Here is a 14824-nt window from a genome sequence, read left to right on the forward strand (position 1 = left end):
TTATGGAAGAAAAACCTTTGATTTTAGTAACGAATGATGACGGAATTACGGCGCCAGGATTGCGCGCTTTGATTGATGTCATGAACGAATTAGGCGATGTAATTGTCGTAGCTCCAGATAGTCCGCAAAGTGGAATGGGACATGCAATTACGGTAAATTCTACGATTCACTGCAATGCCATTACAATTGATGATGGTCCACAGATTGAATATTCAAGTTCGGGAACGCCTGTAGATTGTGTAAAACTTGCCGTGAATGAAATTTTGAATAAGAAACCAGCCATTTGTGTTTCTGGGATTAATCATGGAGCCAATTCTTCGATCAATGTTATTTATTCAGGAACCATGAGTGCTGCGGTAGAAGCTGGTGTAGAAGGAATTCCTGCGATTGGTTTTTCACTCTTAGATTACGATTGGGAAGCGAATTTTGATGCTACCAAAAATTATGTCAAGAAAATTACACAAAAAGTATTGGAAAATGGCTTGCCAGAAGGCGTTGTGTTGAACGTAAATATTCCAAAGTTAAAAGAAAAGGAAATTAAAGGCATTCGAATTTGCAGACAGGCAAAAGCTTATTGGTCGGCAGATTTTGACAAACGCACCAATCCGTACGGGAAGCAATATTATTGGCTTTCTGGTAATTTTATCAATCAAGATAAAGGGGAAGATACCGACGAATGGGCATTGGCAAACGGCTATGTTTCTATTGTTCCTGTTCAGTTTGATTTGACAGCGCATCACGCGATACAAAAACTTAATAGTTTAGGATTCAATGAAAAATAAAAAAGAAGTTATCATTGGTGCTATCACAGGTTTGTGCACCACGATTTTAGGAACATTTTTGTATTTAATGCTTGTGGCATATCAACGAAATGCTTCTTTGGGTGCTGTTTGGGATTTTGCCACGGATGGAAGCGAAATTAGTTCGGTGATCGTTTTCGGAACCGCATTGAATTTTGCCTCTTTTTTTGGTTTTTTACATTTTAATAAAGAAGCGCACGCCAAAGGTGTGTTGATTGTGACTATTTTAACGGGCGTCGCCGTACTTATTCATAAAGTATTCGGATAATTTTATACAGATGAAGTACTATATTGTTGCAGGAGAAGCGTCGGGCGATTTGCATGGTTCTAACTTGATGAAAGCCATTGCAACGGAAGATCCTACTGCCGATTTTCGGTTTTGGGGCGGCGATTTGATGCAAGCCGTTGGCGGTACGTTGGTCATGCATTATAAGGAACGTGCTTTTATGGGGTTTATTGAAATTATTATGAATCTGCGTAAAATTTTGGGCATGATTTCTTTTTGCAAGAAAGATATTGCCGAGTTTCAACCAGATGTCGTGATTTTTATAGATAATTCAGGATTTAACTTGCGTGTGGCAAAATGGGCAAAAGCTGAAGGTTTCCGCACCAATTATTATATTTCTCCGCAAGTTTGGGCAAGCAGAGCGAGCAGAGTGCAAAAGATAAAGCGCGATATTGATGCTATGTTTGTGATTCTTCCTTTTGAGAAAGATTTTTACAAAAAATATGAGTATGATGTACATTTTGTAGGTCATCCGTTGTTAGATGCGATTGCCGATAGAAAACCTGTTGATGGTGAAATATTCCGCAAAGAACATCAGTTAGACGCACGACCAATTATTGCCTTATTGCCTGGAAGCAGGAAACAAGAAATTACCAAAATGCTCTCTGTGATGCTTTCTGTAGTGGATGATTTTTCGGAATATCAGTTTGTCATTGCAGGTGCACCAAGTCAGGAAAAAGTATTTTACGATCAATTCATTCAAGGGAAAAGCGTTCATTTTATAGATAACAAAACGTATGATTTACTCAGTGTTGCCAATTCTGCATTGGTCACTTCGGGAACCGCAACTTTAGAAACTGCATTGTATAAAGTACCACAAGTTGTTTGCTATAAAGCCAACAATATTTCTTATCAAATTGCGAAGCGCATTATTACGTTGGAGTATATTTCGTTAGTGAATTTGATTATGGACCGAGAAGTTGTCAAAGAATTGATTCAGCATGATTTCAATACAAAAAACCTCAAAAAAGAATTGACACGTATTTTAGACGATACAGAACGCAGCCAACTTTTTGAAGATTATTACGAATTGGAGCAAAAACTCGGTGGCAAAGGTGCAAGTGCCAATGCAGCGAAGTTGATTTGTGGAGCGATTCGGTAGTAGTAAAATGTATTTTATTCGTGATATTGTAACATTCTCACATGTTTTTGTCGCAAGGTATCATTTACAAACATGTTGCGTTCCATCCAGTTTCCGTTTTCGTCTGATTTGGTGTATTTGTAGGTTTTGATTCCGTAGCGTTTGCCTTTGGAGTTTTCATAAAACCCTTTGATTTCACGATTTTGATCATCAAAATACAAACTATCAATTCCGCGGTATTCGCCTTTGCTATTTTCATAGGTTTTTAAAACTGGATTCCCGTTTTTATCCGTTGTGATTGTAGATTTCCAAGAGATCTTTCCTTCTCTGAGAGATGCTTCTACTTTTTTTCCTTCCGAATTTGTATAAACTGTATCGCGACTTGGTTCTATATCACCAACTTCGTAATATTCGGCACCAATTAATTTTTTATTCGCATCATACTTTCGATAGAATCGTAAAATGGTATCTTTTTTTGCATCCAACCAAAATACAGTTTGTGAGTTTCCGTCTTTGTCAAAGTTTTCAATGGTTGCCGAATTGAAGATGATAGAATCATTTCGCAAATCGAATATATCTTCTTTTACTGTGGCTAATTCTTTGATTTCTTCTTTGTTAGTGTCTAATGTTGGTTTTTCTTTTTTAGTTGTATCCGCACAAGCTATTAAAAGCGTTATTAAAAAAGATATACCTGTAAAATATGCTACTTTTTTCATAGGAGATATGGTTTTTTAAGTTGATTTTCTTGAAAGTTAGACTTTTAAAGTTATTAGTATATACACACTTATCAAAGCTATGGATGTGCTTTTTACTTTTTTTTAAGTATTTACTTCTTTTTTGACACTGTTTTTGAATCATTCTCGCATTTTAAATTCATAGTTTTTATTATTTTAGCAAAAACCCTTCTTCATGATTCGAAAACTCCTATTACTTTTTTTGGCAATTTTTGTTGTGTCTTGTGGATCTTCTAAGAAAGCTTCTTCTTCGCGTAAAAGTTCAACATCGACCACAGTAGTAAATAAAACTTCAAAAAAGAAAACCACTACTAAAAAAGCATTTAGTAAAGCCAATGCCGTTGTAAAAACCGCGATGGCATACAAAGGAACACGCTATAAGTTTGGTGGAACGACACGCAAAGGAATGGATTGTTCTGGGTTGACATATATTGCTTTTGGGAAACATCAAGTAGCATTGCCAAGAGTTTCATATCAACAAGCGACGAAAGGGAAACGCATCAAATTAAACACCGTACAAAAAGGAGATTTACTATTTTTTCAGACGAATAAGAATCGAAAACGCATCAACCATGTTGGTTTAGTCGTTTCTCACAAAAGTGGTGATATTAAGTTTATTCATTCCACTACTTCTAAAGGTGTGTTGGTATCTTCTTTGAGCGAGCGTTATTGGAAAAATGCGTTTACGGAAGCGCGGAGGATTCTTTAGGTGCCGCATTTCGACTATGCTCAATGTGGCGGGTGTTGGTATTGGATTTTTGATACTATTTTCTATATGATCAACTTTTAAACTTTTTCGCTTACTTCACCGTAATTTTCTTTGTGAGTCGCGCGGTGTTTGAACTTAATTTTAAGAAATACATTCCGCTTTTTAAGTTAGAAATATTCAGTTCTATTTGTTTGCTTGTAGCGGTTTTTGTCAGTATTTGTTTTCCGTGTATGTCAACCAATTGCAGCCTAATGAGTTCACTTTTTTCAAGTTCTATATATAAAATATCCGTCGCAGGATTTGGATATAGTTTTACTTGAAAATCTGCAATTTCATTGACTGATAACGGTTCTACGAATTCCGTTTCAAAGATATTGGTAATCACAGGCGCGTTAAAGTCAAAATAGATGCCTGCCACTGCGGGAATGATGTCGCCAATGGCGTACCCTGATTGGGGTTTTATTTTAAAGTATACAAAACCATTGCTGCCTTCTGCATCAAACATTTCGGCTGGCAGATTGATATTGTCAAATGTCCAAATTAAATCGCCATCGACACGTTGTACTTGATACGCATGACTCGACGCAAGCATTTGAAACGTTGTTTCGTCTAGTTTTGTGTCTAAGGTTTCTTCTATGCGAACATTGATAGCATCGGCAGTTCCTAAATTTTGGAATCGGATCGTGTAGTACAAGTAATCATTAGCGGTAAAATCTTGAAATATAATTTCTCGGCCGCGCGATTCTCGGATATCATTCGGATCCCAAGAACCAATGACAACTTCTCTTAGCGTAGCACTATTGTTTCCAGGCACAAAATCGTTTGTAGTGGTTGTATAGGTTGCCGTATTGGAAACGATATCGCCTAGCGGAACACTTACCGGACATAGTAATTGTATTTCTATAGCTTCACTAGCTAACGGCGGTAAATTCACAAAATCGACCGTAAAACCTGTGGCTGTGTTGGTAATGATATAATTAGAGTTTACATTGGCAACTCCATTAAGCACCAAATCATCATCAATGATCACTTCTACCGTTCCTGAAGCAATGGTTGAAAATGTTAGATTGTTTAAGTATAGTATGTTCTCGTATGTAAATCCAGGTCTTGGTGGCGTTGAAGGATTGATTAAAATTACTTCTAAGTCTTCACACGCTTGCTGTTGTGTCACAGGAAAGTCTAGCGTGACAGATTGCCCAATGGCAACACTCACATCGTTAATTGTAGGCGTTGTAACGTTGTAGCAATTTTCATATCCGTCAAAAAGCGAAAACGTCACATCATACGAGTTTGTGGCATCATCACTCACAATAAAAAAGTTTCCATCAGACGAACCAACATTTATTTCTCCGTTATCATTTACTTCGTATACTATATTCCCGAAAGGAAAAGTCACTTCTCCAGTGTCAAAAGCACCATTGTTATTATCATCCAAAAAACTGTTCACATTGATGATGCCCACAGTATTGACATCCAAACATGAGGCTGTAAATTGCCAAGGTTCAAATGAATTGGTGGAACACGCAATAGAACCATCTGATTGAATTTGAATGGTAATTTCGCCGCCTGTAGACTGAAATGACAATCCGGTAAGGTCGCCATCATTACCATAACCAGAATATAGTATTGGGTCTGTTATATTGCCATCGTAAATAACCAACTCATCAAAGATGTTTTCTACTTCACCCGCTAAAAATTCTACCGTTATGGGAGCGCCGCTATCACTTTGAAACGCAAATGCTGTTTGATCAAAATTACCGTAACAAAAGGTGTTGATTTGTGGACTTGCATTGCAGGTTATGAGTGTGAAATTGTTTATTACTAGCGTAAAACTCGCAATGCTACTACAACTCGTTGTAAGGTCTTGCACACGTACAAATATTTCTTGCGGATTTATTATATTGACATAACTATTAGGACTTGAAATATTGTTTATATCGGTTTGTGCGTCTGCTAATGTTTCGTAAAAAGTGACGCTGAGATTGGCATTTCCATTCGTAATTTCTGGAATTTTGGTAGTGAGATCAAAAGTGCCAAAATCGACTCCATTCATTGCTTCTATTAGAAGATCAGTGATGTTTCCTATGGCTGGCGTGGGATTAAAAGTTACCAATACACTGTCCGTTGCAGGCATTCCACTGATGATAGCTGTCACTTCATACACACCACCTTGCGTTACAAATAATACAGCACTTACTTCATTCACTAATACTTGTCCATCCAAACTCCATTGATAGGACGTAGCATTTTGCGTAGTAGCATCTAACACTACTGTTTCGCCTTCGCAGGTTGTAACGTCGTCTCCTAAATCTACTTGAGCGAATCCTATGGTGGTAAATGCAATATAGAGTATAAGTGTGCAGTGTAGTATTCTTTTCATAATGCGTAAAAGGCTGATTGTGAGCTATAAATTTACGACTTTATTGACGGTTTTTTATTTGTTTCTTTTTTTAATTTCTTAAAATGTGTCTCAAATTATCATTACATACCTACGCTTACAAACTCAACTCAACGCTTATCAACTTATATGAAGAACGGAATCGTTTTTTGTCTATTTTGAATTGATTTTAATTATTTATAGACAATGAAGTGGCTCCATTTTATCGTAACCAAGTTGACGTTTTCGTTAATTTTAGGCATCTTAATCGCGTATTTCGGTACGATTTCTTGGGCCACAAGTTGTTTTATTTTTGGAGGATTGTTTTGTGTGTTGTGTGTCTTCTTTTGGATTGCCCGAAAGCAATTTATACAAAAGATCAGTTTCGGAATTGTCGCTTTGACGACCATGGTTAGTTTGGGAATGGTGATTGAAAATTTTCATGAAGAGAAAAATCACGCTTCGCATTACAGTCATGTAAATTTAGTTGAAAATATACAGTTTCGCATTCACGAAGTGTTGAAATCGAATTCCTATTACGATCGGTATGTTGGTGAAGTTTTCTGTGTGAATGATACAATGGCTTCTGGAAAATTGTTGATTCATATTCGGAAAGATAGTTTGTCGAAATCGTTGCCCGTAGACGCCATTTTGTATACCCAAAAGTTGCCAATTCCTGTGAAAGCAGCGTTGAATCCGACTGCTTTTGATTATAAAACATATTTGGAAGATCGGTATGTGTATGCACAGTTGTATTTGAAATCGGGTGAGTTTTTGCTGGCTACACATGTTCCGAAAACCTTGTATGGTGCTGCGGCTTCGCTTCGAAATACGATTCATCAACGATTGCTAGACAACAATTTTAAAGCAGACGAACTCGCAGTGATTGAAGCCTTGTTGTTAGGACAACGCCGACAAATTTCCAAAGAGTTGCAGACCAATTATGCCAATGCTGGCGCCATTCACATTCTGGCAATTTCAGGATTGCACGTTGGAATTTTGTCGTTTTTATTGCAGTTCATCTTCAAACCGTTGGATCGTTTTCGGTATGGAAAACCGTTGAAATTAGTGCTCATTTTAAGCATTTTGTGGAGTTTTGCGTTTATTTCTGGACTCTCTGCTTCCGTTGTTCGCGCAGTAACGATGTTTACCGCAATTGTAGTTGCCACACATTTTCGTAGGCAAACAAATACCTTACAAGTATTGACCGTTTCGATGTTTTTCTTGTTGTTGTGCAAACCTCATTTTTTGTTTGATGTTGGTTTTCAGTTGAGTTACGCTGCCGTTTTTGCGATTGTTTGTTTGCAACCTTTGTGGAAAAAACTTTGGAATCCAAGATCTTTTTTAGGGAAATCTTTTTGGGGATTGCTCACGGTAAGTTTGTCTGCTCAGTTAGGAGTTTTGCCTTTGAGTTTGTATTATTTTCATCAGTTTCCTGGATTGTTTTTTGTGGCGAATTTGACCATTGTTCCGGTATTGGGCATTATTTTAGCTGTTGGGATTTTGGTGATCATTCTTGCCTATTTTCAAGTGTTGCCTGAATTTTTAAGCCGTTTCTACAGTGAAATTATTCAATACATGAATGCCTTTGTTTCTTGGATTGCTTCCCACGAGCAGTTTGTATTGACAGACATTCCGATGCGTTTTTTGCAAATGATTGGTTGTTATCTTGTAGTGATTGCGTTTGCACAGTATTTTCATCTTCCCAAAAGGAAACACTTAAAGATAGCATTCTGTAGCATTTTGATGTGTCAAGGATTGTGGTTTTTAGATCGTTTACAAAACTTTCCAACTACAGCTTCATTTGCCGTATTGCATCAATCGAAAGCCACGATTTTAGCCAAACGACAAGGAACTTCTTTGCAATTGTTTCATAATTTAGACAGTTCTGCCACAGCGAAAAATTACACGCTAAAAAATCAACAACAGCAAGATTTTATAGAAAAAGTAACGCAAGACAGTTTGCAAAATGTGTATGCGTTTCACAAAGCTGTTTTGTTGCGAATTGATAGTTTGGGCATTTATCAGATTCCACAATTGAAACCGAACTATATTTTGTTGAGCAATTCGCCTAAAGTTAATTTGAATCGTGTTATGAATGATTTGAAACCTGAATTTATTATTGCTGACGGAAGCAATTATAGAAGTTATGTAGCGCGTTGGAAGGCAGCAGCTAGAAAACAAAAAATCCCTTTTCACTATACGGGTGAAAAAGGATTTTTTTCTATTCCTTATGTTCGACTCGAACTGAGATGAAGTTTAACTTTTAAACTCACTTACAAATTCTTTTTGATATTTTTCCCAATCTTCTTTTGAAACGACTTCTTTGTATTTATCTGTTTTGAAAAGTTTCAAATAGATTTCAAGTTGTTTTGGTAGTAAGTATCCTGAAATTGGCGCAATGAGTTTGAAATCTTCATCAAAAAACACCATTGTTGGATAGGCGCGTACACTTAGATAACGTGCAAATTGATGTTGTGCATTTCTACGTTTTTTCTTTGCCGGATCGTAATTTGGATTGGTAAAGGTGTTTCCTTCAAACGTTACACTCGAATCGCCTTCTGCATTGAATTTGATGGCGTAGTAGTTTTCGTTGATATACTTGGCAACATCGGTATTTCCAAACGTATTTTTGTCTAACATTTTACAAGGTCCACACCAAACAGTATATACATCCATGATGACTTTTCTCGGTTCCTTTTTCATGAGTTCCTGCGCTTCTTCTATGGAAACCCAATTGATTTTCTGTGCTTGAACGGTCGTAACACTTACGAGAAGTATACTTATTAAAAAAATGATTTTCTTCATGTGTTTGTCTTTTATATGGTCTCTGTCGCAAACTTTGTGCCTAGTTTACGAATACAAGGTACAATTTGCTTTTGTAATTTAAAAAAAGCGTTCTCCTAAGAAAACGCTTTTTTTGATTTTTATGATGTTGCTGGTTATTTTACACCGTGCATTAATTTTTTCAATACTGGATTTAACACTACCGATAAAAGCCCAAAACCTATTGGTATTAACGTAAACATTAAAAAGAAAGTACTTAATGAATATTCTTTTGTGATTTCATCAATCATTCCTCCCATCGTTCCCGCTGATTTTTGCCCAATGGCAATAGCTAAGTACCAAATACCAAACATAAACCCTATCATTCTACCTGGCACTAGTTTACTTAAATACGAGAGTCCTACGGGCGAAATACAGAGTTCTCCCATCGTATGAAATAAATATGCTAGAATTAAGAATATCATACTTACAGAAGCTTTTTCTGCCCCTTGTGGAATTCCTAAAGTTCCAAATACTAACACACCAAATCCTGCTCCTAACAATACTAACCCTATTCCATACTTCATAGCAGCACTTGGGTTGTATTTACTTTCCCACCATTTGGAAAATAGCGGCGCCAATGTAATGATAAAGAACGAGTTTAAAATTCCGAACCACGATGCTTTCACTTCCGTTGCTTCTTTACTAAACTCAGTATTTATTTTATAAAATACCACGCACCATAAAAATGCAAAGGTTAGTGCTAGTACAATATTTGAATATGGTATTTTATTATATGTTTTCTTGAATAATAAATATAAAACCCAAGTAATAATAGCCAGTGGCACAACCGTTAATATTAAATCTACTATTTTAAAGATTGTAGCTGCATTTCCTGTTAAGGCACGTTCTGTATAATCTCTAGCAAACAAGGTCATTGAACCTAACGCTTGCTCAAAAGCAGCAAAAAATATTACTGTAAATAATGCAAATACGGTTACCGCAACCATTCTCGCTTTTACCATTGGATTGTACCTAGACATTCTACTGAAAGCCAAGTATAAGAATATATATAATGATATTATTACTATGAAATATTGACCAGATAGACTAGCTTCAGGAGAACTTAATAGGTAGATAAAATGATCATATACACTAATAAAAAAGCTTGTAAAAAATGATATGTATACCAGAATACCCAATAAAACAACTGCTGCTATTCTAAGATGCAATGGTTTATATATGTTTTCAAATTCACTTAAAGTTTTCCTAAAAAACATTACTATAGCTATCAATCCTATTATAGCAACTAACTCTAGTGCAAATATGGTAATTCCTCCTACTTCCTTAAATGGCAACAAGTTAATCTCTCCAATTTTTAACAAAGGATCACTGAATAAAAATAACAATCCACCCATAGCAGATAAGATCATTAATACTTTATCTAACGTTGTAAACGGGTTTAGCTTTATGTTGGCTTTTTCCTCTTTATTTATTGTTGGACTTTCTTCATTAATATTTTGAGGGAGTTCAACTTCGTGTACTTTTGATGGTTTTGCACCGATTGAACCAAATAACCCTTTAGCTAACCAAAATTGAATTAAACCTAGCAACATAAATATACCTGCCAAGCCAAATCCATAGCTCCATCCCCAATCTTCACTTTCTCCAAAATATCCACAAAGCATCATTCCAAAGAAAGCTCCAGCATTTACACCCATGTAATAAATGGTGTATGCGCCATCTTTTTTAGCTTCTTTTCCTTTGTACATTTCGGAAATCATGGAAGTCATGTTTGGTTTAAAGAAACCTGTACCTATAATCAGTAATGCTAGTCCTGCATAAAATGAAAATGAAGTCTCAAATGCCATTGACAAGTGTCCTAGCATCATGATAAAACAACCTATGACTACTGCTAAGCGATATCCTGTAAACTTATCAGCAATCCAACCACCAACTATCGGTGTCAAATATAGAAGCGAGCCATACGTTCCAATGAGTGACAGTGCATTTTCTGATGTCCAGCCCCATCCTGGGTTGTCACCAATTAAAGGTGCTGTTAAAAATATTACTAATAAGATACGCATTCCGTAAAACGAGAAGCGTTCCCACATTTCTGTAAAGAAGATTACAAACAATCCCGCAGGATGTCCAATTACTTTGTCTTTAAATAAATTTTCTATATCTGTATTCATCAAGAAGTATTTTTAAGATTTTACGAATTAATTTTCACCATCAGCTAATTCAAAACCTTCCGCTTCTTCATTGAAAGTTCCTTCATTATCTTCAGCTCCATGCGTTAAACGTTTTAACGGTTTTAATATCGTAATGACAAGCAATCCAAAAATGACTGTAAAAATAGTGATGCTTACAAAGATTGTGTATTCACCATATTCAGAAGCGTTTTCTCCTAAGATTCCTGCTACTTTGTTTCCTAATCCTGTGGATGCAAAGTATAATCCCATCATTAAAGAAGCATAGCGAACTGGTGCTAATTTAGTCACAAATGATAGTGATACTGGCGATGAACATAATTCACCAATGGTATGGAAGAAATATGCTAATACTAACCAATACATTCCTGAAGAACCATTTTCATTGAAGTCTCTTACTGCAAAAACCATGAACACAAAACCTAATCCCATGATGATGGTTCCTGTTGCCATTTTGAATAAAGAAGATGCTTCTTTGTTTTTTAATTTTCTTTTAGCCCAATAATTTGCTACCGTAACAGCAAATAGTATGATAAATCCTGCATTTAAACTTTGAAACCATATAGTAGGAACTTCCCATCCAAATAGCATCCTGTTTGTTTTGTTTTCTGCGTACAGATTCATTAATCCTCCAGCTTGCTCAAAAGCTCCCCAGAAAACAATTACTAAAAGGAATGACAATAATACAACTAAGAAACGATCTTTTTCTACTTGAGAACGTAGGCTTTTGTAGATCATCATTAACATTCCTACTACAAGTGATAGGAATACAAACAATGCTGCATATCCCCAATGATCAACGCCTGTCATTACAAATCCAGCATAGTAAACAGATACTGCAATTAACACCACTACTATTGCTAAATGCATTGGTGATGCAATTAAATTTTTAAATACTTCTGATAGCGAAACCTGATCTTTCTTTTCACTCTCTTCCGTTTTGTTTCCTACATGAACTAAATATTTTTGTCCCCACACGTATACGAGCAAGCCGAATAACATTCCAATTCCTGCAAGACCAAATCCTGCGTGCCATCCCCATTTTGCGACTACCAATCCTACAATTGTTGTTGCCAATAACGAACCTGTGTTGATTCCGATATAGAAGATACTAAATCCTTTATCTCTTCGGATATCGCCTGGCTTGTATAAGCCTCCTACCATCGTAGAGATATTTGGTTTTAGCATTCCAACTCCTAGTATGATTAAAATTAATCCTGTGTAAAAAGCCCACATTTCTTCAATTGCCAAAGTTCCATGACCTAACACTAAAATGATTGCCCCAATAAGTACTGATTTTTTTTGACCGATAAATTTATCTGCTATCATTCCGCCTGGAATCGACATTACATATACAAGCATGGTATACCATCCGTATAATTTTATGGCTTCAGCATCTGTCCAGCCTAATCCTGGACCTCTGTCGTCTCCTACTAGTTCTGCTGCCATGTAAAGAGATAAAAGTCCTCGCATTCCGTAATAGGAAAAGCGTTCCCACATTTCCGTTAAAAACAAAACGTATAGTCCGACTGGATGTCCAAATATTTCTTTTTGTTGGACTTGTTTTTCTGAGTTTGTCATTATAATTAATTGTTAGGATTAGTGTAATTGTAATAAGGTTCGTTTATTTTAACAACGTGTCTTCCACAAATTTTGTCATTTTTGTATAGAGGTGTAAGCGTGTGAAACCACCGTAAATTCCATGGTTTTTATCTGGATAAATCATCCAATCAAATTGTTTGTTGGCATTGATTAATGCTGTAATCATGCGCATGGTGTTTTGCACATGTACATTGTCATCACCTGTTCCGTGAATTAGTAAGTAATCACCTTTTAGCTTGTCTACATGATTGATAGGTGAGTTATCATCGTATCCGCTTGCATTTTCTTGTGGTGTTTGCATATACCGTTCTGTGTAGATAGTATCGTAAAAACGCCAGCTTGTTACAGGCGCTACTGCAATTGCCATGCTAAATACATCGTTTCCTTTTAAGATACAGTTGCTCGACATGAATCCGCCGTAGCTCCATCCCCAAATTCCAATACGATCTTTGTCTACATACGAACGTTTTCCTAGTTCAATGGCTGCATCTATTTGATCTTCCACTTCATACTTCCCTAACTCTTTGTAAGTTACTTTTTTAAAATCTGCGCCTTTAAATCCTGTTCCGCGCCCGTCCACACAAACAACAATGATTCCTTTTTGTGCTAATAATTGATACCAATAGTCATTAGCTGAATTCCATCTGTTGGCAACTTGTTGCGAACCTGGACCTGAATATTGATACATGAATACAGGATATTTTTTAGACGTATCAAAGTCTGCTGGTTTTAGCATCCAAGCATTTAACTCATGTCCTTTTGCAGTGGTTAAGGTGAAGAATTCTTTTTTGGAAGTCTTATACCCTGCAAGTTTCTGTTGAACGTTTTTATTGTTTTTAATTTCTTTGACTAAATCACCATTTTTCGCCAAGTGTAACGAATATTCTGGTGCTGTGGTGGCGCTTGAAAATGTGTTGATGAAATAGGTGAAGTCTGCACTAAATTTAGCACTATTAGTTCCTTCTTTGGCAGATAATCGTTTCTTTTTCTTTCCGTTGATTTTGATCGAATAGATATCACGATTGATAGACCCATTTTCTACCGATTGATAAAATACACGATCCGATTTTTCGTCATACCCATAATATTTCGTTACTTCCCATGCACCATTTGTTACTTGATTGATGAGCGAACCATCTTTTTTGTAATGGTAAATATGGTTGAATCCATCTTTTTCGCTAGTCCAAATAAAGCTATTGTCTTTTAAAAAAGTTAAGTTGTCTGTAATATCTACATACGCTTTGTCCGTTTCTTTCAATGCTATTTTTGCTTGATTGTTTGCCGCATTGTACATGATCAAATCCAACTCGTTTTGGTGTCTGTTGATCACTTGTACGCTCAACACTACAGGATCGTTGGTCCATTTAATTCTTGGAATGTAAAAATCGGTATAGTTTCCTAAGTTAATTTGTGAAGTTTTATCTGCATTCAAGCTGTATAAGTGTAATGAAACATCCGCATTTTTCTCGCCTGCTTTTGGATATTTAAACTCATGTTGCTGTGGATATAATTCGCTTCCATACACATCCATAGAAAATTCTGGAACGCCAGTTTCGTCAAAACGAATAAATGCAATGTGATCGCTGGCTGCGTTCCATTGAAAAGCGCGTACAAAGCTAAATTCTTCTTCATATACCCAATCTGTCACACCATTGATAATTTTATTTTGTACGCCATCCGTAGTAATTTGTTTTTCTTTTCCAGATGACAAGTCTTTCATATAAATATTATTTTCAAATACATACGCGACTTTTTTTCCATTAGGAGACAAGGTAGGTTCTTGAATTTTGTTGTCCGAAATTTTTGTGACTTTTTTTGAAGCGATGTCATACACGTAAAAAATTCCAAGTGTTGATCTTCTAAAAACTGATTCTACTTCCGTAGCCAAGATCAATTTGCTTTCATCATCACTAAAACTATATGAAGAAAAAGAATTTATTTCAGAAAGATTGCTTGCTTTTACAATCGTTTCTACTTTTTCTAATGTTTTATAATCATATTTATCAACCGAGCCAGTACGTCTGTTAAATACGGTATATTGTTTTCCATTATTCATGGAATGTAGTACATCCATTCCACTAGTTCTAAAAGCTCCTGTCCATATTTCTGCTAACGTAATTTCCTTTTCTTGTGCGGTAGTTACACTAGCAATTCCCAAGAAGAGAAAAAGAAAAATGTATTTAATTTTCATTCGCATTGCGTTTTTTAAAGTAAGCATGTTAAATGCTTGTAAGTTTGAGTAATTTTAAATGATAA

At 36.0% G+C, this 14824-nt stretch carries 11 protein-coding genes; 5 read left to right on the forward strand and 6 right to left on the reverse strand.

The features are described from left to right. Positions 1–2 precede the first annotated feature (2 nt). The 3 genes from surE to lpxB are packed head-to-tail and all read left to right on the forward strand — an operon-like array spanning position 3 to position 2188. On the forward strand, positions 3–782 hold the full coding sequence (gene surE / locus KORDIASMS9_RS02300) for a 5'/3'-nucleotidase SurE (RefSeq protein ID WP_114901300.1): 780 nt from the start codon (positions 3–5) through the stop codon (positions 780–782). Beyond that, positions 772–1068: a hypothetical protein gene (locus tag KORDIASMS9_RS02305; RefSeq protein ID WP_114901301.1), complete on the forward strand. Its 297-nt coding sequence runs from the start codon at positions 772–774 to the stop codon at positions 1066–1068. The genes surE and KORDIASMS9_RS02305 overlap by 11 nt, the downstream gene beginning before the upstream one ends. Before the next feature lie 10 nt (positions 1069–1078). Then, positions 1079–2188, forward strand: coding sequence for a lipid-A-disaccharide synthase (gene lpxB, locus KORDIASMS9_RS02310; protein WP_114901302.1), 1110 nt, complete (start codon positions 1079–1081; stop codon positions 2186–2188). Between the two features lie 14 nt (positions 2189–2202). On the opposite strand, the gene KORDIASMS9_RS02315 is transcribed toward lpxB, so the two are convergent. After that, a complete protein-coding gene (locus tag KORDIASMS9_RS02315; protein WP_114901303.1) occupies positions 2203–2883 on the reverse strand; it encodes a hypothetical protein in 681 nt (226 codons plus the stop codon). Between the two features lie 193 nt (positions 2884–3076). Here KORDIASMS9_RS02315 and KORDIASMS9_RS02320 point away from each other — a divergent pair, with 193 nt between their 5' ends. Beyond that, positions 3077–3610 carry a C40 family peptidase gene (locus KORDIASMS9_RS02320; RefSeq protein WP_114901304.1) on the forward strand — a complete coding sequence of 178 codons (534 nt, stop codon included), beginning with the start codon at positions 3077–3079 and terminating at the stop codon, positions 3608–3610. A 91-nt stretch (positions 3611–3701) separates the two neighbouring features. Here the strand turns inward: KORDIASMS9_RS02320 and KORDIASMS9_RS02325 are convergent, their stop codons facing one another. Then, on the reverse strand, positions 3702–5990 hold the full coding sequence (locus tag KORDIASMS9_RS02325; protein WP_114901305.1) for a T9SS type A sorting domain-containing protein: 2289 nt from the start codon (positions 5988–5990) through the stop codon (positions 3702–3704). A gap of 204 nt (positions 5991–6194) precedes the next feature. Here KORDIASMS9_RS02325 and KORDIASMS9_RS02330 point away from each other — a divergent pair, with 204 nt between their 5' ends. Then, a complete protein-coding gene (locus KORDIASMS9_RS02330) occupies positions 6195–8243 on the forward strand; it encodes a ComEC/Rec2 family competence protein (protein WP_114901306.1) in 2049 nt (682 codons plus the stop codon). A gap of 3 nt (positions 8244–8246) precedes the next feature. On the opposite strand, the gene KORDIASMS9_RS02335 is transcribed toward KORDIASMS9_RS02330, so the two are convergent. From KORDIASMS9_RS02335 to KORDIASMS9_RS02350, 4 genes are all read right to left on the reverse strand, one after another. Then, the gene (locus KORDIASMS9_RS02335; protein WP_114901307.1) at positions 8247–8795 is read right to left on the reverse strand and encodes a thioredoxin fold domain-containing protein; all 549 of its coding nucleotides are present in this window, start codon (positions 8793–8795) and stop codon (positions 8247–8249) included. 134 nt (positions 8796–8929) lie between these two features. Beyond that, entirely contained in the window at positions 8930–10948 is a 2019-nt protein-coding gene (locus tag KORDIASMS9_RS02340; RefSeq protein ID WP_114901308.1) for a peptide MFS transporter, read from the reverse strand. A gap of 27 nt (positions 10949–10975) precedes the next feature. Then, entirely contained in the window at positions 10976–12547 is a 1572-nt protein-coding gene (locus tag KORDIASMS9_RS02345) for a peptide MFS transporter (protein WP_114901309.1), read from the reverse strand. Positions 12548–12590: 43 nt separating this feature from the next. Then, positions 12591–14759 (reverse strand): S9 family peptidase, encoded by a 2169-nt coding sequence (locus tag KORDIASMS9_RS02350; RefSeq protein ID WP_114905119.1) that lies wholly within the window; start codon positions 14757–14759, stop codon positions 12591–12593. Positions 14760–14824 lie beyond the last annotated feature (65 nt).

The organism is Kordia sp. SMS9, from assembly GCF_003352465.1.
GTDB lineage: Bacteria > Bacteroidota > Bacteroidia > Flavobacteriales > Flavobacteriaceae > Kordia.

Excerpts from the sequence above, each read along its gene's own strand:
- KORDIASMS9_RS02305 (WP_114901301.1), top strand. The coding sequence starts at position 772 with ATGAAAAATAAAAAAGAAGTTATCATTGGTGCTATCACAGGTTTGTGC.
- surE (WP_114901300.1), top strand. The coding sequence starts at position 3 with ATGGAAGAAAAACCTTTGATTTTAGTAACGAATGATGACGGAATTACG.
- KORDIASMS9_RS02325 (WP_114901305.1), bottom strand. The coding sequence starts at position 5,990 with ATGAAAAGAATACTACACTGCACACTTATACTCTATATTGCATTTACC.
- lpxB (WP_114901302.1), top strand. The coding sequence starts at position 1,079 with ATGAAGTACTATATTGTTGCAGGAGAAGCGTCGGGCGATTTGCATGGT.
- KORDIASMS9_RS02320 (WP_114901304.1), top strand. The coding sequence starts at position 3,077 with ATGATTCGAAAACTCCTATTACTTTTTTTGGCAATTTTTGTTGTGTCT.
- KORDIASMS9_RS02340 (WP_114901308.1), bottom strand. The coding sequence starts at position 10,948 with ATGAATACAGATATAGAAAATTTATTTAAAGACAAAGTAATTGGACAT.
- KORDIASMS9_RS02335 (WP_114901307.1), bottom strand. The coding sequence starts at position 8,795 with ATGAAGAAAATCATTTTTTTAATAAGTATACTTCTCGTAAGTGTTACG.
- KORDIASMS9_RS02330 (WP_114901306.1), top strand. The coding sequence starts at position 6,195 with ATGAAGTGGCTCCATTTTATCGTAACCAAGTTGACGTTTTCGTTAATT.
- KORDIASMS9_RS02350 (WP_114905119.1), bottom strand. The coding sequence starts at position 14,759 with ATGAAAATTAAATACATTTTTCTTTTTCTCTTCTTGGGAATTGCTAGT.
- KORDIASMS9_RS02315 (WP_114901303.1), bottom strand. The coding sequence starts at position 2,883 with ATGAAAAAAGTAGCATATTTTACAGGTATATCTTTTTTAATAACGCTT.
- KORDIASMS9_RS02345 (WP_114901309.1), bottom strand. The coding sequence starts at position 12,547 with ATGACAAACTCAGAAAAACAAGTCCAACAAAAAGAAATATTTGGACAT.